General features: G+C 69.3%; 21 protein-coding genes. 17 read left to right on the forward strand and 4 right to left on the reverse strand.

The genetic code is table 11. From position 1 onward, the window contains the following. Nucleotides 1-645, reverse strand: a complete 645-nt coding sequence (locus GP2_RS04370; RefSeq protein WP_006899259.1) for a TetR/AcrR family transcriptional regulator — start codon at nt 643-645, stop codon at nt 1-3. A 227-nt stretch (nt 646-872) separates the two neighbouring features. Between GP2_RS04370 and GP2_RS04375 the strand changes: the two genes are divergently transcribed. The 9 genes from GP2_RS04375 (at nt 873) to GP2_RS04415 (ending at nt 11849) form a co-directional block, all read left to right on the forward strand. Further along, nucleotides 873-2444, forward strand: coding sequence for an amino acid permease (locus tag GP2_RS04375; RefSeq protein ID WP_006899260.1), 1572 nt, complete (start codon nt 873-875; stop codon nt 2442-2444). Nucleotides 2445-2501: 57 nt separating this feature from the next. After that, nucleotides 2502-3347 carry an urea amidolyase associated protein UAAP1 gene (locus GP2_RS04380; protein ID WP_006899261.1) on the forward strand — a complete coding sequence of 282 codons (846 nt, stop codon included), beginning with the start codon at nt 2502-2504 and terminating at the stop codon, nt 3345-3347. Between the two features lie 30 nt (nt 3348-3377). Next, a complete protein-coding gene (locus GP2_RS04385; RefSeq protein ID WP_006899262.1) occupies nt 3378-4046 on the forward strand; it encodes an urea amidolyase associated protein UAAP2 in 669 nt (222 codons plus the stop codon). 42 nt (nt 4047-4088) lie between these two features. Beyond that, a complete protein-coding gene (locus GP2_RS04390; RefSeq protein WP_006899263.1) occupies nt 4089-6161 on the forward strand; it encodes a 5-oxoprolinase/urea amidolyase family protein in 2073 nt (690 codons plus the stop codon). Then, nucleotides 6158-7825 (forward strand): allophanate hydrolase, encoded by a 1668-nt coding sequence (gene atzF, locus GP2_RS04395; RefSeq protein ID WP_006899265.1) that lies wholly within the window; start codon nt 6158-6160, stop codon nt 7823-7825. Before GP2_RS04390 ends, atzF begins: the two co-directional genes overlap by 4 nt. Nucleotides 7826-7981: 156 nt before the next feature. Continuing rightward, nucleotides 7982-9868 carry a hypothetical protein gene (locus tag GP2_RS04400; protein WP_006899266.1) on the forward strand — a complete coding sequence of 629 codons (1887 nt, stop codon included), beginning with the start codon at nt 7982-7984 and terminating at the stop codon, nt 9866-9868. Nucleotides 9869-10050: 182 nt separating this feature from the next. After that, entirely contained in the window at nt 10051-10245 is a 195-nt protein-coding gene (locus GP2_RS04405) for a hypothetical protein (RefSeq protein ID WP_006899267.1), read from the forward strand. A 171-nt stretch (nt 10246-10416) separates the two neighbouring features. Further along, nucleotides 10417-11304, forward strand: a complete 888-nt coding sequence (locus GP2_RS04410; RefSeq protein WP_006899268.1) for a DUF3558 family protein — start codon at nt 10417-10419, stop codon at nt 11302-11304. Beyond that, the gene (locus GP2_RS04415) at nt 11301-11849 is read left to right on the forward strand and encodes a DUF3558 domain-containing protein (protein ID WP_006899269.1); all 549 of its coding nucleotides are present in this window, start codon (nt 11301-11303) and stop codon (nt 11847-11849) included. Before GP2_RS04410 ends, GP2_RS04415 begins: the two co-directional genes overlap by 4 nt. Nucleotides 11850-11865: 16 nt before the next feature. On the opposite strand, the gene GP2_RS04420 is transcribed toward GP2_RS04415, so the two are convergent. Further along, nucleotides 11866-12702, reverse strand: coding sequence for an acyl-[acyl-carrier-protein] thioesterase (locus tag GP2_RS04420; protein WP_006899270.1), 837 nt, complete (start codon nt 12700-12702; stop codon nt 11866-11868). A 100-nt stretch (nt 12703-12802) separates the two neighbouring features. Between GP2_RS04420 and GP2_RS04425 the strand changes: the two genes are divergently transcribed. The 5 genes from GP2_RS04425 (at nt 12803) to GP2_RS04445 (ending at nt 18564) form a co-directional block, all read left to right on the forward strand. Next, nucleotides 12803-14485: an FAD-dependent oxidoreductase gene (locus tag GP2_RS04425; protein ID WP_083900190.1), complete on the forward strand. Its 1683-nt coding sequence runs from the start codon at nt 12803-12805 to the stop codon at nt 14483-14485. A 2-nt stretch (nt 14486-14487) separates the two neighbouring features. Beyond that, on the forward strand, nt 14488-15732 hold the full coding sequence (locus tag GP2_RS04430) for a glycosyltransferase family 4 protein (protein ID WP_006899272.1): 1245 nt from the start codon (nt 14488-14490) through the stop codon (nt 15730-15732). Between the two features lie 19 nt (nt 15733-15751). Then, nucleotides 15752-16480, forward strand: a complete 729-nt coding sequence (locus GP2_RS04435) for a class I SAM-dependent methyltransferase (RefSeq protein WP_006899273.1) — start codon at nt 15752-15754, stop codon at nt 16478-16480. Next, nucleotides 16477-17556, forward strand: coding sequence for a prenyltransferase/squalene oxidase repeat-containing protein (locus tag GP2_RS04440; protein ID WP_006899274.1), 1080 nt, complete (start codon nt 16477-16479; stop codon nt 17554-17556). The genes GP2_RS04435 and GP2_RS04440 overlap by 4 nt, the downstream gene beginning before the upstream one ends. 150 nt (nt 17557-17706) lie before the next feature. After that, nucleotides 17707-18564, forward strand: coding sequence for an LLM class F420-dependent oxidoreductase (locus tag GP2_RS04445; protein WP_006899275.1), 858 nt, complete (start codon nt 17707-17709; stop codon nt 18562-18564). A gap of 166 nt (nt 18565-18730) precedes the next feature. Here the strand turns inward: GP2_RS04445 and GP2_RS04450 are convergent, their stop codons facing one another. Continuing rightward, nucleotides 18731-19330: a TetR/AcrR family transcriptional regulator gene (locus GP2_RS04450; RefSeq protein WP_006899276.1), complete on the reverse strand. Its 600-nt coding sequence runs from the start codon at nt 19328-19330 to the stop codon at nt 18731-18733. A 176-nt stretch (nt 19331-19506) separates the two neighbouring features. On the opposite strand from GP2_RS04450, the gene GP2_RS04455 reads away from it, so the two are divergent. The 3 genes from GP2_RS04455 to GP2_RS04465 are packed head-to-tail and all read left to right on the forward strand — an operon-like array spanning nt 19507 to nt 22591. Then, complete coding sequence (locus GP2_RS04455; protein ID WP_006899277.1) at nt 19507-20898, forward strand: flavin-containing monooxygenase; 1392 nt, start codon at nt 19507-19509, stop codon at nt 20896-20898. Then, nucleotides 20895-21836: an alpha/beta hydrolase gene (locus GP2_RS04460; protein ID WP_006899278.1), complete on the forward strand. Its 942-nt coding sequence runs from the start codon at nt 20895-20897 to the stop codon at nt 21834-21836. The genes GP2_RS04455 and GP2_RS04460 overlap by 4 nt, the downstream gene beginning before the upstream one ends. Beyond that, nucleotides 21833-22591, forward strand: coding sequence for an SDR family NAD(P)-dependent oxidoreductase (locus GP2_RS04465; RefSeq protein ID WP_006899279.1), 759 nt, complete (start codon nt 21833-21835; stop codon nt 22589-22591). Before GP2_RS04460 ends, GP2_RS04465 begins: the two co-directional genes overlap by 4 nt. A 58-nt stretch (nt 22592-22649) precedes the next feature. On the opposite strand, the gene GP2_RS04470 is transcribed toward GP2_RS04465, so the two are convergent. Beyond that, entirely contained in the window at nt 22650-23345 is a 696-nt protein-coding gene (locus tag GP2_RS04470; protein ID WP_006899280.1) for a class I SAM-dependent methyltransferase, read from the reverse strand. Nucleotides 23346-23384: the final 39 nt, after the last annotated feature.

A 23384-nucleotide genomic window follows, 5' to 3' on the forward strand; every position in this document is an offset into this window, starting at 1 on the left:
TCACCCGGGCCGATGCTCGATGAGCATCGCGATGGCGCCGACGACGGTGTCGACGAGTCCCTCGGCCGTGTGGCCGCCGAGCTCGCCGCGCTGTTCGTCGGCGCGCATCATGATCACCGACTCCGCGAGCCGGAACGGCAGGAGACTGCGCCGGTCGTCGGGGTCGTCGAGGGCCTGCGCGGCAAGTGTCGCGTAGGCCCTCGCCAATTCCTGCCGATGCGTGCGGAAGTCGGCGAACCGGGGTTCGCCCACCTCGGGCAGGAGATACAGCGCGCCGAGGTTCCAGCGCGATCCGGCGAGCTGGCCGACGTCGAAGCGGGCCAGTTCGAGGAGCCGGTCGAGGGGCGGACCGTCGGCGTCGAGGAGTTCGCGCGCCCGCTCGAGTGATCCGACGACGGTGGTCTCGAGCAGGTTGGCCAGGATGTCGTCCTTGGTCGCGAAGTAGTGGTACATCGAGGCCTGGCGGATGCCGACAGCCTCGGCGATCATCCGGGTGGACGTCCCGGTGTAGCCGTGCCTGGTGAACAGCTCGGCTGCGGCGTCGAGGATCTCCTCGCGTGCCGTCTCGCCCCGGCGTCGCGCCGGTACCAGACGAGGGCGGCCGGGTCCGCCGGTCGCGGGGGCCGGACTCGTGCCGGTGGCCATGATTCCTCCTACGTAGAGCTGACCGCTTCGGACACAGTCGACCACGTCTCGGACGTCCCGGTCAGCAGTGCGATCACGTGACCTGCGCCGGTTAACGCAGTCTTTACGGCGGTTTGCGCGCCCGGAACATTCCTGTCAATCGACAGAAATGTCCGTTCGATTATCTGTCACTCGACAGATTTCGCGCTCAACGGGGAGCACCTCGACACGGAAAGACGTTGCTCACCATGACTCTCACCCCGGACAAGACGGTGGCCGCGCCCACCGCCCTCGGTTCCGCTCACACCCGTCCCGCAGGCCCGGCCGGCGATCTCGACGCCGACGACCTCTCCGAGTTCGGGTACGACCAGCAACTCCACCGCTCACTCGGCAAGTTCGCCTCCTTCGCGGCGGGCTTCTCCTTCGTCTCGATCCTGACCACGGTCTTCCAGTTCTTCGGCCTCGGATTCGGCTTCGGCGGCCCGGCCTTCTTCTGGACGTGGCCGATCGTCTACGCCGGCCAGTTCCTGGTGGCGCTCTGCTTCGCCGAGATCGCCGCGCGTTACCCGATATCGGGTGCGATCTACCAGTGGTCGCGGCGCATGGGCGGTGAGGTCATCGGCTGGTTCGGCGGCTGGTTCATGATGATCGCCCAGGTCGTCACCGCCTCCGCGGCGGCCATCGCCCTCCAGGTCGTTCTCCCGAGCGTGTGGTCGGGCTTCCAGATCATCGGCGACGATCCGACGCTCACCAGCACCAGTGGTGCGTCGAATGCGGTCCTGCTCGGCTCGATCCTGCTGGTGATCGTCACCGCCATCAACTGCGTCGGCGTCTCCTGGATGAGCCGTGTCAACAACATCGGCGTGATCTGCGAACTCGTCGGCGTCACCGCCGTGATCCTGGCGCTGTTCACCCATGCCCGGCGCGGCCCGGACGTCGTCTTCGACACCGGCGTCCCCGGCACGCAGCCCGGCTACATCTGGGCGTTCATCGTCTCCGGACTCATGGCGGCCTACGTGATGGTCGGCTTCGGCTCGGCCGGCGAGCTGGCCGAGGAGACCCGCGACCCCCGCCGCGTCGCCCCGCGCACCATCCGCATGGCACTGACGGTCTCTGCCATCGGTGGCGGCCTGATGCTGATCGGCGCGCTCATGGCCGCCCCTACGCTCGGCGAGGAGCTCGCGATCGGCGGTCTGCCCTACGTCCTGGACTCGGTGCTCGGCAGCTTCTGGGGCAAGGTCTTGCTCTGCGACGTCGCGGTCGCCATCTTCATCTGCACCCTCGCCATCCAGACCGCCTGCTCGCGGCTGATGTTCTCGATGGCGCGCGACGGCCGGCTCCCGTTCTCGGCCACGCTCTCCCGCGTCAACTCGCGGACCGGGACCCCGATCGCGCCGTCGATCCTGATCGGCGTCCTCTGCATCGGCGTGCTCGTGGTCAACGTGGGGAACTCGGCGATCTTCGCGACGCTCGCCAGCGTGTGCATCATCCTGATCTACCTCGCCTACCTCGCGGTCACCGCGCCCATGCTCTACCGCCGACTGAAGGGCTGGCCGGGCACCGGCGGCGTCGGCGCGGGAGGGCGAAAGCTGTTCGGCCTCGGCCGGTTCGGCATCCCGGTGAACATCCTGGCCGTCGTCTACGGCGCCCTGATGGTGGTCAACCTGGCCTGGCCCCGGGCCGAGGTCTTCGACCCCGCCGGCGACCTGCCGGTCCTGCGCTGGGCCGGACCGATCGTCATCGCCGTCACCGTCCTGGTCGGCATCGCCTGCTTCCCCCGCGGCAAGCAGCACCCGAACCCGGTCGACCCCGCCGCCTGACCGACCGGCTCGATCATCGCCCGTCCACCACGACCCACTTCGAGGAGATCAACCGTCATGACCACCACCATCGCCGACACCGGAACCACCGCCGGCGCCCGGGAGCACGCCCGTGCGCAGGCCGGGCAGATCACCGACTCGATGCCCGTCGTCCCGGCGTCGAACTGGCCGAACCCGCCTGCCGACGTCGATCCGGCCGCACTGACCTGGGCCGAGACCGTGCCCGGCGGCCGGTACACCAGCAAGGTGCTCGCACGCGGCACCCGCCTGCGCCTGCACGACGTCGACGGCGCCGCCTGCGCGCACGTCCTGCTGTGGCGCGCCGACGCGCCCTGGGAGCGCCTCAACGTCGCCGACACCGTCAAGGTGCCGTGGCAGGCGTACCTCGGTGCCGGCCATCCGCTGCTGAGCGATCAGGGTCGCGTCCTGGCCACCGTCGTCGCCGACGACTCCGGCCGTCACGACGCGCTGTGCGGAACCACCACACTCGCCGGCAACACCGCGAAATACGGTGACGGGCACGTGCATTCGTCCAGTCCCGCCGGGCGTGAGATGTTCGTCCTGGCCGCGGCCAAGCACGGACTGACCCCCGCCGACGTCCCGCCGTCGGTGTCGTTCTTCCACGGTGTCCGGGTCGAAGAGGACGGTTCGCTGCGCTCGACCGGTTCGGCCGGTCCGGGCAAGTCGGTCGATCTGATCCTGCACCTGCCCTGCGTCGTCGCGATCGCGAACACCGCCCACCCGGTCGACCCGTCGCCCACCTTCGACACCACCTCGGTCGAGGTGCTCGCCTGGCGGGCGACCGCCGATCTGGATGCCCTGCTGGCCGGCGTCGCCGACACCGAACCCGAATACCAACGCGCCGTTGCCAACTCCGAAGACGTCTGGGCCGCTCTCTCCTGAGCGCACCCGATCCGAGAGGAACGCATCATCATGACCACCGCCATCGACTTCGCCGCCGCTCCCGCAACCGATCTGGCACTCGTCCCCGGCACCGTAGTCCTCGACGAGGTGATCGGCGAGCGCGGCCCCTGGTCGGGTGTCGTCGCGGCCGGCGACGTGCTCACCATCGTCGACCTGTACGGCAACCAGGCCGTCGACACGCTGTTCTACGGCGCCGGCGACCACGCCAAGCGCTACTCCGCCCAGGCCACGATCGCCGCACAGGGCAACATCTTCCTCACCACGGGCACCGTCATCCGGGATCAGGAGGGCGACCCGCTGATGACGATCGTCGCCGACGAGGTCGGCAACCACGACACCGTCGGCGGCGCCTGCTCGCAGGAGTCGAACACCCTGCGCTACGGCCACCACACCAGGCATCAGCACGCCTGCGTGGAGAACTTCCTCATCGAGGGCAGTCGGCACGGGCTGGGCAAGGCCGACCTCGTCGGCAACGTCAACTTCTTCATGAACGTGCCGGTCGACCCCGACGGCTCGCTCGGCATCGTCGACGGCCTGTCCGCGCCGGGCAAGCGCCTGGCCCTGCGGGCCGAGGTCGACACCCTGGTCCTGATCTCCAACTGTCCGCAGATCAACAACCCCTGCAACGGATTCGACCCGACCGCGGTCCGCGTCATCGTGACCCGGCCCGGCGTCTGAGATCCGAATCCCTGGTCGACCCGAACTCCCGAGGAACTCATCATGACCGCTCCCACCGGAAAGCCGGCCCCCGTCACCGTCCTGCGGTCCGGCCCGCTCACCACGATCCAGGACTGGCCGGGTCGTGTCGGCTACTGGAAGGTCGGCGTCCCGCCGTCGGGGCCCATGGACGATCTGTCCTTCCGTCTGGCCAACCTCGCCGTCGGCAACCCGGAGACCGCGGCCGGCCTGGAGGTGACGCTCATGGGACCGGCACTGCGGTTCGACGAGCCCGCCGTGGTGGCCGTCACCGGCGCGCCGGTCACCGTGACGGTGAACGGAAGCACTGTGCCCCAGTGGGTTCCGGTGCACCTGTCGGCGGGCGACGTTCTCGACGTCGGCGCGGTCGGGACGCTGGGCATGCGCGTCTACATGGCGATCGGCGGCGGCCTCGACGCCGAGGAGTACCTCGGCAGTCGCTCGACGTTCACCATGGGCCGGTTCGGCGGGCTCGACGGGCGTCCGCTGGCCACCGGGGACCGTCTCGCGCTGCTCGGCGGGGAGACCACCGCGCCGCGCCGAATCCTCAACGAGGAACAGCCGGCGTTCACCAACACCTGGCAGTTGGCGGTCACGGTCGGTCCGCACGGGGCGCCCGAGTTCTTCACCGAGACGGACATCGCCGACCTCCTCGGCACCGCCTACGAGGTCCACTTCAACTCCGACCGCACCGGCATCCGGCTCATCGGTCCCAAACCGCGGTGGGCGCGAAACGACGGCGGGGAGGCGGGCCTGCACCCGTCCAACATCCACGACACCGCGTACTCGGTCGGCGCGCTCGACTTCACCGGCGACACCCCGATCCTGCTCGGCCCGGACGGGCCCAGCCTCGGCGGGTTCGTGTGCCCGGTGACCGTGGTGACCGCGCAGCGGTGGAAGCTCGGGCAGCTCAAGCCCGGCGACACGATCCGGTTCGTCCCGGTGCGCAGCGAGGAGACCGCATCTCCCAAGGAGATCGGCCCGGCACGGCGCGCCGGCCTCGTCGAGGTGCTGTCGGCCGGCGGCGACGCCGACAACGGCATCCTCGGGACGACCACCACCGCAGACGGCACCACCGCGGTGACCTACCGCCGGTCCGGCGACGACAACATCCTCGTCGAATACGGCGACATGCGACTCGATCTCGCGCTGCGGGCGCGGGTCCACGCGCTGAGCGAGCGGATCGCGGCCGAGAAGCCGCGCGGGCTCGTCGATCTCACGCCGGGCATCCGCTCCCTGCAGGTCAAGGCCGATCCGGACGTGTGGTCGCAGAAGCAGATGCTCGAGTGGCTCGTCGAATGCGAGAGTCAGCTGCCGGCCGCGGAGGAACTCGTGGTTCCCAGCCGGACAGTGCACCTGCCGCTGTCGTGGGACGACCCGTCGACGCGCGAGGCCATCGAGCGCTACATGCTCGGCGTGCGGTCCGACGCGCCCTGGTGCCCGTGGAACATCGAGTTCATCCGCCGCATGAACGGACTGGACTCCGTCGACGACGTGTACCGCACCGTCTTCGACGCCAGCTACCTCGTGCTCGGCCTGGGCGACGTGTATCTCGGTGCGCCGGTGGCTGTTCCGCTCGACCCGCGGCACCGCCTCGTCACCACCAAGTACAACCCGGCCCGGACCTGGACCCCGGAGAACGCCGTCGGCATCGGCGGCGCCTACCTGTGCATCTACGGGATGGAAGGGCCCGGCGGCTACCAGTTCGTCGGCCGCACCACCCAGGTGTGGAACCACCGTCACCCGCAGCCGACACCCGGTTTCGATCCCGAACACCCGTGGCTGCTGCGCTTCTTCGACCGGATCCAGTGGTACCCGGTGAGCGCGGAGGAGTTGCTGGACATGCGCGCCGACGTGGCCGCCGGCCGCGGCGACAGCACGAGGATCGTCGACGGGGTCTTCTCGCTGGCCGAGCATCAGCGATTCCTCGACGCCAACGCCGAGGACATCGCCGCCAGGCGCGCTGCCATGGAGGCCGCCCGCGCGGAGGAGCGCCGGCGGTGGTCCGCACGAGGCGAGTTCGCCGCTGACTCGGCGACGACGGCGGCGGCGGCGGATCATGGCCTGGGAATCGACAGCGAGGAGCGGGTGGCATGACGGACATCGACGACATCTACGCGCGCATCGCCGACCGCCCCGAGGTCTTCATCACCCTGCGGCCGATGGCGGAGGTCGCCGCCGAGGTCGAGGTATCCCGGGCGGCAGGCGGTCCGCTCGCCGGAAGGCTCCTCGCCGTCAAGGACAACGTCGACGTCGCCGGACTGCCCACCACCGCCGCGTGCCCCGGGTATGCGTACACGCCGAAGACCGACGCGCCCGCCGTCGCGGCGTTGCGGGCCGCCGGTGCGGTCGTCATCGGCAAGACCAATCTCGACCAGTTCGCCACCGGACTCGTCGGAACACGCAGTCCCTACGGCGCGGTGCGGGACTCCCGCCGCCCCGACCGCATCTCCGGCGGGTCCAGCTCGGGTTCGGCGGTGGCCGTGGCACTCGGGTTCGCCGACATCGCGATCGGCACCGACACCGCGGGTTCGGGTCGGGTGCCGGCCGGCCTGCAGGGCATCATCGGGATCAAGCCGACCCTCGGGGTGATCTCCACCGAGGGCGTCGTGCCCGCGTGCAGGAGCTACGACGTGGTCACGATCTTCGCCCCCGCCCTCGCGCTCGCGAACACGGCGACGGCGGCGATGTCGAAGGCCTTGGGGTCCAGGCCGTTCGGTCCGGCGGCGCCGCTCGCCGCCCCGGAACGACCCGTGATCGCCGTTCCGGCCGACCTGCCGGAGCTCGACGACGCCTGGCAGGCCGCATTCGCCGAAGCGGTCCTGCGGGCCGAGGCCGCGGGGATGGTGATCAAGACGATCGACCCGACGCCCTTCCTCGATGCCGCGAGGCTGCTCTACGAGGACGCCCTCGTCGCCGAGCGCCATGCCGCCGTCGGGGAATTCATCGACACGGCAACGGCATCCGGGGCCGATGCGGGCCTGGACCCCACCGTGGCCGGGATCATCGGTGCGGCGTCGCGCTTCTCCGCAGTCGACCTGCTGCGCGCGCAGGCGAGGCTCGCAGACCTGCGCGCCGAGGCGATGCGGCAGTGGGGTGAGGCCACCGCGCTCATGGTCCCGACCGCGCCGGGACACCCGACGATCGCCGACGTCGACGCGGACCCGGTCGGCGTCAACTCGCGGATGGGGACCTACACGAACTTCTGCAACCTCTTCGACCTGTGCGGCCTTGCCGTCCCGGGTGGGACGGTCGCCGAAAACGACGGCACCGAAGCGCAATTCGGTGTCACGTTCCTCGGACGGGCGCACGAGGACGCGGTGCTCGTCGACCTCGCGGCACGGTTCCTCGGCGACGCCGGGGTGGGCGCGTCGTGGGTGGAGGGTGAGAATTCGGTCGAGCTCGCGGTCTTCGGCGCCCACATGCGCGGCGGCCCGTTGACGCACGAACTCACCGAACGCGGCGCTCGGTGGGCGGGCGAGGTCGTGACCGTGCCGGCCTACCGGCTGGTCGCGCTCGACACCACACCGCCCAAGCCCGGTCTGATCCGGGACCCGGAGGCCGGCCGGGCGATCCGGGGCGAGGTCTGGCGGGTGTCGCCCGCGGCGCTCGGCGAGTTCCTCGCGGCGCTTCCCGAGCCGATGATGCTCGGCCGGGTCGAGATCGCCGACGACACCGGATCGTCGCGGTGGATCGTCGGCTTCGGATGTGCCGCGGACGCGGGCGCGGCAGGAACGGAACTCGACCGCGACCGCTGGTAGCCCGGCAGCCAAGCGGCATAAGCGACGATCTGGACAAACGTCCAGGTCGTCGCTGTGTCCGTCTTTCACACCCCTGCGTTACCGATTTTCGATCCTTGATGTTTCAATTACTCGCGCATAAGGGTCGGGGAGAAGGAAATTGGACGGTTGACCAGTATGGGGCGGAACGGGATTCAACGTTCGGAGAAGGTCGCGCGGCGTGCGGAGCGCAAGAAGCGCAAGCACCGCGTGGCGGCAGGCGCGGCGGCACTCGCAACGGTCGCGGCGGTGGGGGCCGGCCAGGCCATGGAGCCGGCGGCGGCCGAGGCGGCGATCGTTCCGCTTCCGGAGCCGATCGAGAAGCTGGAAACGTGGTCGAAAAGCTTCAACTCGGGCAACCCGCTCGGCGGCCTGATCTCCGGCATCGGTAACGGTGCCCTGGCGGACATCGCGGGCGAGTGGCGCATCCAGTCGTGCGTGTCCGGCGCGTCGGCACCCAATGGCGGGGCCGATTGCACGCAGTCGAGCACCGAGTTCGGCGGTCTGGGGGTCGCCGTCGTCCTGCCCGACAAGATCGAGGTCGTGCCGGTTGCGATCTACGACCCGGTGAAGAAGACCTACGACACCCTGTCGTCATCGATCCTGGGTGACATCGCCCGGTGGATCGGACTCGACGTGCCGAAGACGATGACCGAAGGCCCGCGAACGCGTGGCTCGGCGACTGTCATCGGAAACGGCTTCCAGCTGGCCGTCGCCTCCCGCGACGGCGACGCGACGGCCATTTCCTTCCTCCCGATCAGCATCGCGACCGCGGGAGCCACCGACGGTCGCACCGCGAAGTCGTTCGCGCTGATCGGCATCGCGCACGCATGGAATGCCGACCCGACCAAGATCAGCGTCCTCGGCCAAGATCTCCCGCTCGTCCAGGTGCCCGGCATCAAGGGCGTCGGGTGCTACGGAGGCATCACTGCCGCCTATGCCGACGGGGTGGGTGCCTGTGCCAACGTCGGTGCAACCTTCGACTTCCGGTATCAGGCCACCAACGGCGAGGTGCAGTTCGCACTCACGGATCCGACCGCGCTGCTCACGGACCCGCTCGGCGTCCTCGGTGGCGCCGGGCAGGAAGTGCTGGAGGGATTGCTCAAGGGGATCCTCAGCAAGGAAGGGATCGACTTCGACGGCGACTGGATGTCGCTGTCCAAGGACTTCTCACGCCTGTCGCTGGCCGGTGATCACGGCCTGTTCAGCGGCAATTTCGTTCGCTTGACCAGTGAATACGGCTTCACGAAGCCGATCGAGATCGAGTGGATGGGTCAGAAGGTCACGCTGTACCCGATGGTGGAGGTCAACGGCAAGGAGCGCCCCAACTACCTCGGCGTGCCGGTCATCTCCTTCGGTCAGCTCGACACCGGGCAGATCGTCCCGGTCATCCACATCCCCGACTACGAGCTGCCGTTCCTGCTGCCGACCCTGGACGGCACCACCCTCGGCGGCACCCCGACGAACGCGTCCGCGACTTCCGGTGCGACTCCCGTCGCGGCCCGGTCGGCCTTCGTCGCCGACGACGTCACCGAGGCCCCGCCGGCTCCGCTCGCCACCGACGCGCCGCAGGAATGGGCGCCGGCCGCCGGCGATGCCTCGCTGAGCGCTGCCGACACGTCCGACGGTGGCGAGGAGTACGTCGGCAAGCACCGCGAGCAGTACCACGGCAAGCATCGCCTCGAGGACCGATCGGGAGACACCTCGTCCGATGGCGGTGCCGGCTCCGACAGCGGATCGACGTCCGACTCGGGTTCGGGTAGTGGATCGGGTTCGGGCAGCGGTTCGGACTCCGGTAGCGGCTTGGGTTCGGGTTCCGGTGGTGACTCGGGTTCGGGCAGCGGTTCGGACTCCGGCGGCGGTTCGGGTTCGGGCAGCGGCTCGGACTCCGGTAGCGGCTCCGGCGGCGGGTCGAAGTCGGACGGCGGCTCCGACAGCGGCTCCGACAGCGGTTCCGGGTCGGGCAGCGGCTCGGGTTCGGGTGGCGGCTCGAACTCCGGCGGCGGGTCGGACTCCGGCGACTAGGACCCGACCGCCCACAGACCGGCGCCCCGGCACCTGGACCAGATCCGTGCCGGGGCGCCGAACCATTTCTCCCGCCACCGAACCCGACGTCGGCGAGACGACCTCGTCGAGACAACCCACGCCGGACCCGGGAGCGGTGACTACGCTGGACGGACACGACGGATTCGACCAGGAGGGCCGCGATGGCGATCGATCCGAACAGAAGCAAGGCCGTGGCGGAGGTCGTCCGCCAGCACCCGGTGATGAGCCTGATCGCGGTGTCGCCCGGCATCGCCGTCTTCGTCGTCCTGCTGCTGCTGGACCAGACCTTCCTGGCGATCCTGTTCGCGATCCTGGCCGTGGGTGGCGGGCTGTACCTGCTCACCCGCAAACGCTGAGGGTCCTGCCGCGTGGCCGAGCCGATGACCTCGTCGGCGCGGCTACAGTGGGGCCAACACGACAGCCACGCCGGGCGTGGCGGCAACGCGGGGCGAAGGGAGTGCGTGCGCATGATCGTCGATTCGGATCGTGATCGCGGTCCGGAGGCCTGCAGGGCGGGTCGGTAGAGCATGTCCACGCGCGTCGACGCCTACATCTGGGCGATCCGGTTGACCAAGACCCGGTCGGCGGCGGGCGCCGCCTGCCGGGGCGGTCACGTCCGCGTCAACGGCGCCACCGCCAAGCCCGCCCAGCCGATCGTGCCGGGCGACGAGATCCGGGTCTGGGTGAACGGCCGCGAGCGCATCGTCGAGGTCACCAAGACGATCAGCAAGCGCGTGTCGGCCCCCGCCGCCGCCGAGTGCTACATCGACAAGTCGCCGCCACCGCCGCCGAAGGAGATCATCGCCGGCCAGCCGCGTCGCGACCGCGGTGCCGGCCGCCCCACGAAACGGGAACGGCGGCAACTCGATCGTCTTCGCAGCAGCGGATTCCTGATCTCGTTGGTCGCCGTCCTCGCGCTCGCGCTGGGCGCGTGCTCGTCGGATGACACCCCCTCGGACCCGAACCGTCCCAACACTCCGGAGGCACCGGCCCAGGCCGGGTCCGGGCCGTTCTTCGGACGCTGCGGAGGGGTGACCCTCGAGGAGGTCGTCCGCGTCACCGGATTCACCGGGCTCAGTGCGACGGTCGACAACACCTCGGTCTGCGAGTGGGACACCACCGGTTCGCGGACCGGTGCGGTGGCGTCGTTCAACTGGTACCGCGGCTCGCCGATCGGCCGGGAAGAGGCCAACGTGAAACTCTCGCGCGACGAGACCAACAAGCTCGAGATCAAGGGCCACACGGGGTTCATCGGCTGGAGCCAGTCCGGTCAGATCTGCGAGGTCGGCATCGACTTCGGCGCCGACTTCTTCGAGTGGTCGATCCGCGGCGACGCCCGCAACCCGAGGCCCATCGACGAGATCTGCAACGCCGCGCGCGAATTGGCGACGATGTCGATCGAGCGCGCGTCATGAGGCGCACCCTCGCACTCCTGGCCGCCGTCGTGCTCGGACTCGCCGTCTTCGCCGGGTGCGCGCGCACCGTCGACGGTGAGCCGCTGCCGGTGGGTGCGGCGGGGCAATCCGGCACCAGCGACGTCGACACCGACCAGTTCGACCGGCTCCTTCTCGAGTGCGAGGTGCTGCCCGACGAGACGATCGCCGATGTCGTGGCCGGCGGCGGTTTCGCCGAGCAGTCCTTCAGCGGTGCGATCTGCCGGTGGCTGGTCTCCGGCAACGACACCGTCAGCGTGACGTTCAACTGGTTCGAGTGGGGCAGCATCAACGTCGAGAAGGAGACGGCCAAGAAGCTCGGGTTCACCACCGAGAACATCAAGATCGCCAGTCAATCCGCGTTCACCCAGCGCAGTCCCGACCGGCCGGGACTGTGCGGCGTGACCGCACGCGCCCCGAGCCGGGGGGTCTTCACCTGGTTCGTCGAGCCGCGCTCCGCTCCGCCCGGTGATCCCTGCGCGGCCCCGATCAAGCTGATGGAACTGTTGCTGCGAGGCGGCCAGTAGGCCGCACCGCCGGGTCCTAGGCCTCGGCGACCGGCAGCGGGCTCACCACGACGGTGGCCGCCACCACCTGCTCGTCGCCCTTAGCGCCGCCGGGGACGAGGAGCCACACGCTCAGTCGGTCGCCCTCACGGATGCGACGCAGGGTGATCCGCGTGCCCGGGACGATCGGGCGCAGGTACTCGATGACGACCCGATGCGGGACGTCGACGAGATCGGGGTGGTCGACGAGCTCGTCCTCCACGGCTTCCAGATACGCCGCGTTGTTGAGGTGCTTGAAGGGGTCGAAGTCGGTGATCCGCAGCACGTGCTCGCGGTCGGGCAGGGGAGTCTGTTCGGGCGCCTTCTCCGGGTTCATCGGCTTCCAGCGCAGACGGTGCTCGTCGGTCATCGACGACAACATCTCGAACGCCTCGTCGGACAAGCGCGACGGCATGCCCTGCTCGTTGACGTTGATCCAGAACGCCTCGGTCTCGATGAGGCCGTCGGGGCGCGGGTTCGGGTTGAACCGATTGGTGTCGTGCTTCGCGGTCAGGCGCACCCGCATGTTGGTCCAGCGGGTCGACAGCGCGCCGCACCACCGCTGCGCCGTCACCGTCGCCGGCCAGGTGATCGGGCGGACGACGTCGATGACGGTCCGCCGCACGATCCAGAAGGGGTCGGTCGCGTGCAACTCCGTCGCCTCGATGTTGTCGTTGGCGACGTCCTGCAGGTAGCGGGCCACCGCGTCGAGACGGACCCGCATCTCCTGGTCCACGTCACCGGTGCGCACCCGGTAGTCGGCCTGGAAGAAGCGTGCGCCCTCCTTGCGGTCGGGTAGTGAGGTGCGTCTCTGTCCTGCAGTAACCTGGCTCACTCGAGTCCCTTCGCTGGGTCGCAGGTATCTTTGCGGATAAGATACAGTCAACGCCGAAACTAGAACACGTTCTACGTGTTGGATGACGAGGAAACAGCAGATGGCGCATGTGATTACCCGCCCATGTTGCAACGATGCCAGTTGCGTGAGCGTGTGTCCGGTGAACTGCATCCACCCCACGCCCGACGAGCCGGAGTTCCTCACGGCGGAGGCCCTCTACATCGACCCGGAGACGTGTATCGACTGCGGCGCCTGTATCGATGAATGCCCGGTGGAGGCGATCGTCCCCGACGATCAGCTCACCGAGAAGGACGAGCCCTACCTGCAGATCAACGCCGACTACTACAAGGACCACGACGTCGAGGGCGGCCTGGTCCCGCCGCGCAAGGCGCCGCAGCTGCCCGCCGACAAGGAGTTGCACGTCGCGATCGTCGGCGCCGGCCCCGCGGCCTTCTACGCCGCCGAGGAGCTGGTGCGCAAGCCCACCATCAAGGTCGACATGTTCGACCGCCTGCCCACCCCCTATGGTCTGGTCCGCGCGGGCGTCGCCCCGGACCACGCCGCCACGAAGGGCGTGGAGCGGACCTTCGCCTCGGTCGCGGCGAAGAAGAACTTCGACTACTTCCTCAACGTCGAGGTCGGCAAGCACATCAGCCACGACGAGCTCGTCGCCCGCTACCACGCGGTGATCTACGCCGTGGGCGCCGCCACGGACAAGCGCCTGGGCATCGAGGGCGAGGACCTGCGCAACTCGGTGGCCGCCACCCAGTTCGTCGCCTGGTACAACGGCCACCCCGACTACGTCGACCTCGACGTCGACCTCTCGGCCGAGCGCGCGGTGGTCGTCGGCAACGGCAACGTCGCCCTCGACGTGGCGCGCATCCTCGTGACCGATCCCGACGAGCTCGCCAAGACCGACATCGCCGACCATGCGCTGGCCAAGCTGCGCGAGTCGAACATCAAGGAAGTGGTGCTGCTCGGCCGCCGCGGCATCGCGCAGGCGGCCTACACCAACAGCGAGTTCCTGGCCCTCGGCGACGTCGAGGGCGTGGACGTGGTCATCGATCCGGCCGAACTCGTCCTCGACCCGGCGTCGGAGGCCGCGCTCGCCGACGACACGCTCGACTCGACGATCGCCACCAAGATCCGGCTGGCCCGCGAGTTCTCCGAGCGGCCGCAGACCCCGGGCAACAAGCGCATCGTGTTCCGCTTCCTGGTCTCGCCGGTGGAGATCACCGGCGACGGCGAGGTCGCCGGCGTCACCTGCGCGCGCAACGCGTACGTCGACGATGCCTCCGGCCGGGTGGCCGTGGCACCCACGGAAGAACGTTTCGACATCGACGCCGGACTGGTCCTGCGGGCCATCGGCTATCGCGGTGTCCCAGTCACCGACCTGCCCTTCGACGAGAGTCGCGGCGTGGTCCCCAACGAAAGCGGACGTGTGCAGGCAACAGCAGGGGGTGATGTCATGCCCGGCCTGTATGTCGCCGGCTGGATCAAGCGCGGCGCGAGCGGCGGGATCGGCATGAACCGCGTGTGCGGGCAGGAGACCGCCCGCGCGGTGATCGACGACTTCATCGCCGAGACGCTGGCCGACCCGTCGACCCCGCGGGACGACGTCGCGGCGATCGTCGCCGATCGCGGCGCCCACCGGATCGACCTCGCGGGTTGGAAGGCCATCGACGCGGCCGAGAAGGCGGCGGGCAAGGCGGCACACCGTCCGCGGACGAAGTTCGTCAGCATCCCCGAGTTCGAGGCGGCCGCAGCCGCCGGAGCGCAGTAACCGTGCGCATCGCATTGCTGTCCTACCGCAGCAAGCCACACTGCGGTGGGCAAGGGGTCTACGTCCGTCATCTGTCCCGCGAGCTGGCGCTGCTCGGCCACCAGGTCGAGATCTTCTCCGGGCAGCCGTACCCGGAGCTCGACCAGGTCGCGATCGACGCGGGGGTCACCGTCACCAAGGTGCCCAGCCTCGGGCTCTACGACGAGCCGGACCCGTTCCGCACGCCCAAACTCGGCGAGTACCGCGACTGGATCGATTTCCTCGAGGTCGGCTCGATGTGGACGGCGAGCTTCGGCGAGCCGCTGACCTTCAGCCTCCGCGTCGCCCGGCTGCTCGAGGAGCGTCGAGACGATTTCGACATCGTCCACGACAACCAGTGCCTCGGATACGGCCTGCTGCGGATCCAGAAGGCCGGGTTCCCGCTCATCGCGACGATCCATCACCCGATCACCCGCGACCGCACGCTCGCCGTGCGCGCGGCCAAGGGTTGGCGGAAGATCACCGCATGGCGCTGGCACTCGTTCCTGCGGATGCAGGGCCGGGTCTCCCGGCGCATCCCGGAGTTGCTGACCGTGTCGCGCAGCAGCGAGGTCGACATCCGCAAGGCCTTCGACATCCCGGCGGGCCGGATCACCACGATCCCGCTCGGCGTCGACACCGAGGTATTCCGGCCGGGGCCGGAGCGTGTGCCCGGGCGGATCGTGTGCGTCGCGAGTGCCGACGCCCCGCTCAAGGGGGTGTCGTACCTGCTCGAGGCGGTCGCGAAGCTCGCTGCCGAGCGCGACGACGTAAAACTGGTACTGGTGTCCAAGTTGGACCCGAATGGCCCTTCTGCCAAGATGATCGAGGATCTCGCGATCTCCGATCGGGTGAGCGTCGTCTCGGGCCTCGAGGACGAGGAGATGGCGGAGCTGCTCGCCTCCGCGGAGGTCGCCTGCGTCCCGTCGCTGTACGAGGGTTTCTCGCTGCCGGCGGTCGAGGCGATGAGCTGCGGGACGCCCCTCGTGGCGACCCGTGCAGGCGCCATCCCCGAGGTGGTCGGCACCGACGAGCAGGCCGCGCTCCTGGTGCCGCCGCGCGATTCGGGCCGACTCGCCCAGGCGATCGGACGACTCCTCGACGACGCGGGGTTGCGCGTCGAACTCGGCTCGGGCGGACGCCGCCGCGCCGAGGAGAACTACAGCTGGGCAGCGGTGGCCGCCAAGACGGCGGCTCACTACGAAACCGTGCTGGCCGGTCACCGGTAAGCCACAGAAGGGACATCGAGTGCTGACAGTTGATTTCGACCGGCTGGGCGTGGGGCCCGGCACCAAGGCGATCGACATCGGGGCGGGGCAGGGGCGCCACTCCTTCGAGATGTTCCGCCGGGGTGCCGACGTGATCGCCTTCGACATGTCCGAGAAGGACATGGCCGACGTGGCCGAGATGTTCGACGCGATGACCGCCGAGGGGCAGGTGCCGGCATCGGCCAAGGCGCGCGCCGAGGTCGGCGACGCGTTGCGCCTACCGTACGCGGACAACAGCTTCGACGTCGTGCTCATGTCCGAGATCCTCGAGCACATCCCGGCCGACGAGGGTGCGATCAGCGAGATGGTCCGCGTCCTCAAGCCGGGCGGTGTCGCCGCGGTGACCGTGCCCCGGTACTGGCCGGAGAAGGTCTGCTGGGCGCTGTCGGACGAGTACCACGAGGTCGAGGGCGGACACGTCCGCATCTACAAGGCCTCCGAGTTGGCCGACAAGCTGCGCCGTGCCGGCCTCGAGGTGACCGGAACCGACCATCAGCACGCGCTGCATGCGCCCTACTGGTGGCTGAAATGCGCTGTCGGCGTGGAGAACAACGACAACCCGCTGGTGAAGGCGTACCACAAGCTGCTGGTCTGGGACATGATGAGCAAGCCGTGGCTGACCCGGGTGGGCGAGCAGGCCCTCAACCCGATCATCGGCAAGTCCGTCGCCCTGTACCTGCGCAAGCCCGAGACCGCCGCCTCTTCATGACGGCGATCCCGGAGATCCCGGGAGTTGTCACCGCCGATCAGATCCGCGCGACGGGCGCGGCGATCGCCGGTATGCAGGAGGAATCCGGGGCCCTGCCCTGGTTCCCCGGCGGGCAAACCGATCCCTGGGACCACATCGAGTCCGCGATGGCCTTGTCGGTCACCGGTTTCCACGCGGAGGCGGAGGCCGCGTACGAGTGGTCGAGACGCAAGCAGCGTCACGACGGGTCGTGGCCGATCCGAACCGTGTGCGGCACGGTCGAGGACGCGGGCACCGACTCGAACTTCTGCGCCTACATCGCGGTCGGCGTCTGGCATCACTATCTGATCACCGCCGATGACGCGTTCCTGCAACGGATGTGGCCGGTCGTCTGGTCGGCGATCGACTGCGTGCTGCGGTTCCAGCGGCCTGACGGCGCCTTCCGCTGGGGTGGCGATCACCGCACCGGGGCGATGTTCGGCGAGGCCCTCATCACCGGCAACTCCAGCATCTTCCAGGCCCTCGACTGTGCGATCCGCATCGCCGCCGAGGTCGATCAGCCCGACGAGGACTGGATCGCCGCGCACGCGAAGCTCGGTGCCGCGATCCGCGCCGACATCGAGCGTGAGGAGTGGGAGATCTTCACACCCCCGTCGGAGCACTCGATGGACTGGTATTACCCGATCCTCGGCGGTGCGGTGCGCGGGAAGGTCGGCCAGGAGCTGATCGCGCGCCGATGGGACGAGTTCGTCGTCCCGGGCAAGGGTGTGCGCTGCGTCGATCACCGGCCGTGGGTGACCGGGGCCGAGACCTGCGAGCTCGCCCTGGCCCTCGACTCCCTGGGGGACACCGCGGACGCGATCGAGCTGATCGCCTCGATCCAGCACCTGCGTGACCCGGACGGGTCGTACTGGACCGGGCTGGTCTTCGCCGACGGCAAGCGCTGGCCGGTGGAGAAGAGCTGCTGGACCTCGGCGGCCGTGGTGCTGGCCGCCGACGCGGTCAGCCGCACCAGCGTCGCCAACGGGATCTTCCGGGACGTGCGCCAGAGCCTCGTCGTGACCCCTCGCGACGAGGAACCCGCGACGGTTCTCTGAGGGCGACCAGGTCCGGAGAACCGACCCGGAGGCCTCGGGATCGAAGTGACCAACTCCCTGTTCTCTGTGGCGCCCATCACCTAGACTGGTGTCCAGTCATGCGTCCGGTTAGTCGACGGACGGCAGAGCAACGCCGCCAGGGGAGGCGCCATGGATTTCGGGATCGTCCAGTTCACCAGCGATCGGGGGCTCAAGCCGCATGTGCTGGCGCCGCTGATCGAGAAGGCGGGGTTCGCGTCGTACTACGTGCCCGAGCACGGTCACATCCCGACGAAGCGGGAGGCCGCGCACCCGCGGACCGGTGACGAGACGCTGCCCGACGAGCGCTACATGCGGACGCTCGACCCGTGGACGTCGCTGGCCTCGGCGGCGGCGGTCACCGAGCGCATCCGCCTGGCCACCGCCGTGGCCCTGCCCGTCCAGTCCGACCCGATCACGCTCGCCAAGACGATCGCCACCCTCGACCACATCTCCGACGGCCGGGTCACGCTCGGCGTCGGATTCGGTTGGAACCTGGACGAATTGGCCGACCACAACGTTCCGCCGAAGCGTCGTCGGACCATGCTCCGCGAGTACCTCGAGGCGATGAACGTGTTGTGGACGCAGGAGGAGGCCGAATTCGACGGGGAATTCGTGCGATTCGGTCCCAGTTGGGCATGGCCGAAGCCGCCTCAGTCCCACATCCCGGTGCAGGTCGGCGCGGCGGGCAACGAGAAGAACTTCAAGTGGATCGCACGAAGCGCCGACGGGTGGATCACCACGCCGGGCGAAGAGGACATCGAGGGATCGGTCGCCCTGCTCAAGCGGATCTGGACCGACGCCGGTCGTGAAGGTGATCCGCAGGTCGTGGTGCTCGACTTCAAGCCGGTTCCCGAGAAGCTGGAGAAGTGGCGCGAGATCGGGGTGACCACCGTGCTCTACGGCCTGCCCGACGACTCGGTCGAGCGGGCGAGCGGCTACCTCGCCAAACTGGCCGGAAAGCTCGACCTCGCGCCCGCGGCCGTGTAGTCGGCGTGCCCGCCGCCGTCGGGCCCTGGTGCAGGGGTTGCGTGCACGTTCTGCCGGCAGTCGTCCTAACGAGCGTGCCGCATCCTCGGTCGACGCCGCCTGCGACGTCGTTCGGTGTCGGCGACTCCCGTCGAAGTCGCCGGGCCGGGGTGATGTCGGGGCCGACTCAGGCGTCGGGGTGTGCTCGCAGGCCCGGCATCACGTACCGCTCGACGTGGCGGCGGACCTGTGCGGCGTCGTCGATGTCGATGGTCTCGCCCGGCGATGTGCCGAGGCTGATCAGCACGCGCGCAACCCATTCGGAGACCTCGCGCAGGTCGTGGCCGGGATGGATCTCCCCGCGGCGTGCTGCCGCCTCGACGTAGGGGAGCCAGAACGCCGCGAGGTCGGGGACGAGCCTCACCACGCCGATCCCGGCGCACTCGGCGAACTCGTGCGGTTCCTCGGTGCGCAGCCGCATCAGCAGGGTGCCCGGGTCGTCGTATGCCCCGCGTCCGATCCGGACGCCCGCGGTGAGCTGACCCGCGAAGCCGTCGATGGTGTCGAGTTCGGCACGGGCCTCGCGCCAGAACGACTCGGTGAGCCGGACGATCGTCGCCCCGATCATCGACGGCTTGTCGGGGTAGTGCCGGTAGAGCCACGCGCGGGAGACCCCGGCCGACTCGGCGACCTGCTGCATCGTCGTCGCGCGGATGCCCTTCTCCGCCAGCAGTTTCTCGGTGGCATCGAGGAGGCGTTCGGTCACCGACGTGGTTGCCTCGGTCACGGCCCTCCCTGGTTCTCCGGCGGTGCTCGGGTGCGGTCGCCCGGTGGGACGGGCGACTCACTGGCCGAAGACTAACAAGGGGTGGACAGATCGTGGAATCCGTACACCGCGCGCCCGGTCATCGTGTAGACACAAATCAGATTGTGTCTACACCCGACTCGTCTCGAGGGGGCAGCGTGCCTTTACCAACCACCGCGATCATCGGTGCCGGGATCAGCGGCCTGACGGCGGGCAAAATGCTCACCGACTACGGCGTCCCGTACACGTGTTTCGAGAGTTCCGACCGAATCGGCGGCAACTGGGCCTTCGGCAACCCGAACGGCCACAGCAGCGCGTACCGGTCTCTGCACATCGACACCTCGAAGCACCAGCTGTCGTTCCGGGACTTCCCGATGCCCGAGGAGTACCCGGACTTCCCCCACCACACCCAGATCAAGGCCTACCTCGACGCCTACGCCGAGGCGTTCGACCTGCTGCCGAGCATCGAGTTCACCAACGGCGTCGAGCACGCGCGCAGGCTCGACGGCGGCGGCTGGGAGCTGGAGACGCAGCGCGGTGAACGCCGCCGGTTCGACCTGCTCATCGTCGCCAACGGCCACCACTGGGACCCGCGCTACCCGGGCTTCCCCGGCGAGTTCGACGGCATCGAGATGCACGCGCATCACTACATCGACCCCCGGACCCCGCATGACTTCAGCGGCAAGCGGATTCTCGTCGTCGGCCTCGGCAACAGCGCCGCCGACATCGCCGTCGAGCTGTCGTCGAAGGCGCTGGACAACAAGCTGACGCTGTCCACCCGGTCCGGCGCGTGGATCGTGCCGAAGTACTTCGGCGGCAAGCCCGCCGACAAGTACTACCGCACCTCGCCCTACATCCCGATGTCGTGGCAGCGGAAGTTCATGCAGGTCATGCAGCCGCTGACCGCCGGCCACCCCGAGGACTACGGGCTGCCGACGCCGAATCACAAGTTCTTCGAGGCGCATCCGACCCAGTCGGTGGAGCTGCCGCTCCGACTCGGCTCCGGCGACGTCGTCGCCAAGCCCAACGTCAGCCGGCTCGACGGCTCGACCGTACACTTCGAGGACGGCACGTCCGACGACTTCGACATCATCATCTACGCAACGGGATACAACATCACCTTCCCGTTCTTCGATCCCGAGTTCATCAGTGCGCCGGACAACCACATCGACCTCTACAAGCGCATGTTCTACCCGGGCATCGACGACCTCGTCTTCGCGGGCTTCGCGCAGGCGGTCCCGACGCTGTTCCCGTTCGTCGAGTGCCAGGCGCGGGTGATCGGGGCATATGCGACCGGCAACTACCGGCCGCCGTCGGTCCCGGAGATGAGGGAGACCATCAAGGCCGACACCGAGTTCTTCACCGGCCACATGGTGAAGAGCGCGCGACACACCCAGCAGCTCGACCACTACCTGTACGAGCACAACATCCGGACCAAGGAATTGCCCGAAGGTCGCAGGCGCGCGCAGGAACTCGGACCGGTGCGCTGGGCCGGGGTCGCCGACACCGTCTCGGCCGGCGTGACCGCGGGATCGGAGGCCTCGGCATGAGCGTCCCCACCGGAGCAGAAACCGTCCGCTTCCCGTCGGCGGGAGTCGAGTGCGACGCCTGGTTCTTCCCCGGCACGGCGTCCTCGCCGTTCGAGGTCGACGGCAAGCGGCCCGTGGTGGTCATGGCACACGGGTTCGCCGGCACCAAGGACTCGGGCCTGGCGCCGTTCGCCCTGCGTCTCGCCGACGCCGGACTCGCGGTGCTCGCCTTCGACTACCGGGGCTTCGGGTTATCGGGAGGCGAACCGCGCCAGCAGATCTCGCTGGAACGTCAGGCCGACGACTACCGGGCCGCGATCGTCGCGGCCAAACGGCAACCGGGCGTCGATCCCAATCGGATCATCCTCTGGGGCGTGTCGCAGTCGGGCGGGCACGCGCTGACCGTCGCCGCCGACCGCGCCGACATCGCGGCGGTCGTCGCGGTGGTGCCGTTGGTCAACGGCCTCGCGGCCGGCCGTGTCGCGTACAGCCAGGCCGGCGGGGCGGCGATGGCGCGGTCGACGGCCACCGCGGTGGCCAGCTCGGTGGCGCAGAAGCTCGGCGGACGGCCGAAGATGATGCGGGTCGTCGGCAAACCCGGCGACCAGGGCGCAGCGCTGACCGCCCCCGGATTCCTGGAGAGCTACCTCGCGATCGCCGGGCCGTCGTGGCGCAACGAGGTCGATGCCTCGGTCGGACTCGAGATCGGCGGGTTCCGCGCCGACAAGCACGTCGACCGGATCAACGCCCCGGTCCTGGTTCAGATCGCCGACTTCGACTCGGCCGCACCGCCGCACGCCGCGGCCAAGGCGGCGTTCAAGGCGCGCGCCGAGGTTCGGCACTACCCGTGCGATCACTTCGGGGTCTTCGAGGGCAACGACTTCTTCGAACCCTGCGTCGACCACGAGGTCTCGTTCCTGTCGCGTCATCTGACCGCACAGACCGCGGGCGTTCGATGAGGCGGGCGGTCGTCATCGGCGGGGCGTCGGGCATCGGGCTGGCCACCGTCGACGCGCTCATCGCGGAGGGCGTCGAAGTCGTCGTGGCCGACGTGAACGGCGACGCCGCCGAGCAGGTCGCCGCCGAACGCGGCGACACCGTGAGCGCGCTGCGCCTCGACGTCACCGACGAGGACTCGGTCGCCGCGGGTTTCGACGCCGTCGGCGAGTTCGACACGATGGTCAACTGCGCCGGGCTCTCCGATCCGGGCGCGCTCACCGAACTCGAACTCAGCGCGTGGCGGCACACCGTCGACGTATGTCTCACCGGGACGTTCCTGGTCATCAAGCATGCCGGGCAACGGATCGCCGACGGCGGCTCGATCACCTGCATCGCCTCGCTCAACGGCCGGCAACCCGGTAGCGGGATGGGCGCCTACTGCGCGTCGAAGGCGGGAGTCCTGATGCTCGTCGAGGTCGCGGCGCTCGAACTGGCGGGACGCGGCGTGCGCGTCAACGCGGTCTCTCCCGGCCTGGTGTCGACGCCGCTCACCGAGGGCATCGGGATGATCCCCGGGCTCACCGACGAGTACATCGAGAACACTCCGCTCGGCCGCAGCGGGGAGCCGTCCGAGATCGCCGACACCGTGGTGTTCCTCGCCTCGGACAAGGCGCGGTGGATCACCGGCTCGGCCTTCGACGTCAACGGCGGCGCACACCTCAAGCGTTATCCGGACGTGCTCGGAAAGGTCCGGGCGCTCATGGGACAGGCCTGACCGGTACGCGCGTACCGGTCAGGGTTCCGGCCTGTTCCCGTCGGGCGTCACGCCTTCGTCAGCGGAGCCCCACCTCGCCGGAGTCGCGTCGGAGAACCCGCAGCGATCCCTCGGCGCGGACCTCGGTGAACTGTCCGGTCGCCAGTGCCTGGCAGTAGATCTCGTAGGGCGGGCGTCCGCCGTCGGCCGGGTCGGGGAAGACGTCGTGGATCAGCAGCGCGCCGCCCACCCGCACCCACGGCGCCCAACCGTCGAGGTCGTTCTGTGCGGCCTCCATGCTGTGGCCGCCGTCGATGAAGACGAAGTCGGCGGGCTTGCCCCAGATCCGGGCGGCGACGGTCGACGGGGCCAGGAGCCCGACGACGGTGCGCTCGAGCCCGGCGTCGAACATGGTGCGGCGGAAGCGGGCCGAGGTGTCGAGCTTGCCCGAGTGGGGGTCGACGAGCGATTCGTCGTGGTACTCCCAGCCCGGCTGGTGCTCTTCGGAGCCCCGGTGATGGTCGACGGTGACGATGACGGCGCCGAGGGCCTCGGCGGCGGAACCGAGGAAGACCGTCGACTTTCCGCAGTAGGTACCGATCTCCACGCCGACCTTCGTCGAATCCGGTTGGGAGAGATACTCCGCCGCGATCTCGTACAGCGTCTGCGCCTCGTCGAGCGGCATGAAGCCGGGCGCCTCGTCGGCGACTCGGAGACGTTCGGCGGACGGAGCGTTCGGCACGACATTCGGCGGGGTCGCCGCGGACTGTGACATAGGGCAGATCCTAACGGGTGTGTGAGGGGCGCCGCGTAG

This window comes from Gordonia paraffinivorans NBRC 108238 (genome assembly GCF_000344155.1).
Classification (GTDB): Bacteria; Actinomycetota; Actinomycetes; order Mycobacteriales; family Mycobacteriaceae; genus Gordonia; species Gordonia paraffinivorans.

What these genes read in the sequence shown, in the direction of transcription:
- GP2_RS04370 (WP_006899259.1), bottom strand. Translation starts at nt 645, where the DNA reads ATGGCCACCGGCACGAGTCCGGCCCCCGCGACCGGCGGACCCGGCCGC.
- GP2_RS04375 (WP_006899260.1), top strand. Translation starts at nt 873, where the DNA reads ATGACTCTCACCCCGGACAAGACGGTGGCCGCGCCCACCGCCCTCGGT.
- GP2_RS04380 (WP_006899261.1), top strand. Translation starts at nt 2,502, where the DNA reads ATGACCACCACCATCGCCGACACCGGAACCACCGCCGGCGCCCGGGAG.
- GP2_RS04385 (WP_006899262.1), top strand. Translation starts at nt 3,378, where the DNA reads ATGACCACCGCCATCGACTTCGCCGCCGCTCCCGCAACCGATCTGGCA.
- GP2_RS04390 (WP_006899263.1), top strand. Translation starts at nt 4,089, where the DNA reads ATGACCGCTCCCACCGGAAAGCCGGCCCCCGTCACCGTCCTGCGGTCC.
- atzF (WP_006899265.1), top strand. Translation starts at nt 6,158, where the DNA reads ATGACGGACATCGACGACATCTACGCGCGCATCGCCGACCGCCCCGAG.
- GP2_RS04400 (WP_006899266.1), top strand. Translation starts at nt 7,982, where the DNA reads ATGGGGCGGAACGGGATTCAACGTTCGGAGAAGGTCGCGCGGCGTGCG.
- GP2_RS04405 (WP_006899267.1), top strand. Translation starts at nt 10,051, where the DNA reads ATGGCGATCGATCCGAACAGAAGCAAGGCCGTGGCGGAGGTCGTCCGC.
- GP2_RS04410 (WP_006899268.1), top strand. Translation starts at nt 10,417, where the DNA reads ATGTCCACGCGCGTCGACGCCTACATCTGGGCGATCCGGTTGACCAAG.
- GP2_RS04415 (WP_006899269.1), top strand. Translation starts at nt 11,301, where the DNA reads ATGAGGCGCACCCTCGCACTCCTGGCCGCCGTCGTGCTCGGACTCGCC.
- GP2_RS04425 (WP_083900190.1), top strand. Translation starts at nt 12,803, where the DNA reads ATGGCGCATGTGATTACCCGCCCATGTTGCAACGATGCCAGTTGCGTG.
- GP2_RS04440 (WP_006899274.1), top strand. Translation starts at nt 16,477, where the DNA reads ATGACGGCGATCCCGGAGATCCCGGGAGTTGTCACCGCCGATCAGATC.
- GP2_RS04445 (WP_006899275.1), top strand. Translation starts at nt 17,707, where the DNA reads ATGGATTTCGGGATCGTCCAGTTCACCAGCGATCGGGGGCTCAAGCCG.
- GP2_RS04460 (WP_006899278.1), top strand. Translation starts at nt 20,895, where the DNA reads ATGAGCGTCCCCACCGGAGCAGAAACCGTCCGCTTCCCGTCGGCGGGA.
- GP2_RS04465 (WP_006899279.1), top strand. Translation starts at nt 21,833, where the DNA reads ATGAGGCGGGCGGTCGTCATCGGCGGGGCGTCGGGCATCGGGCTGGCC.
- GP2_RS04470 (WP_006899280.1), bottom strand. Translation starts at nt 23,345, where the DNA reads ATGTCACAGTCCGCGGCGACCCCGCCGAATGTCGTGCCGAACGCTCCG.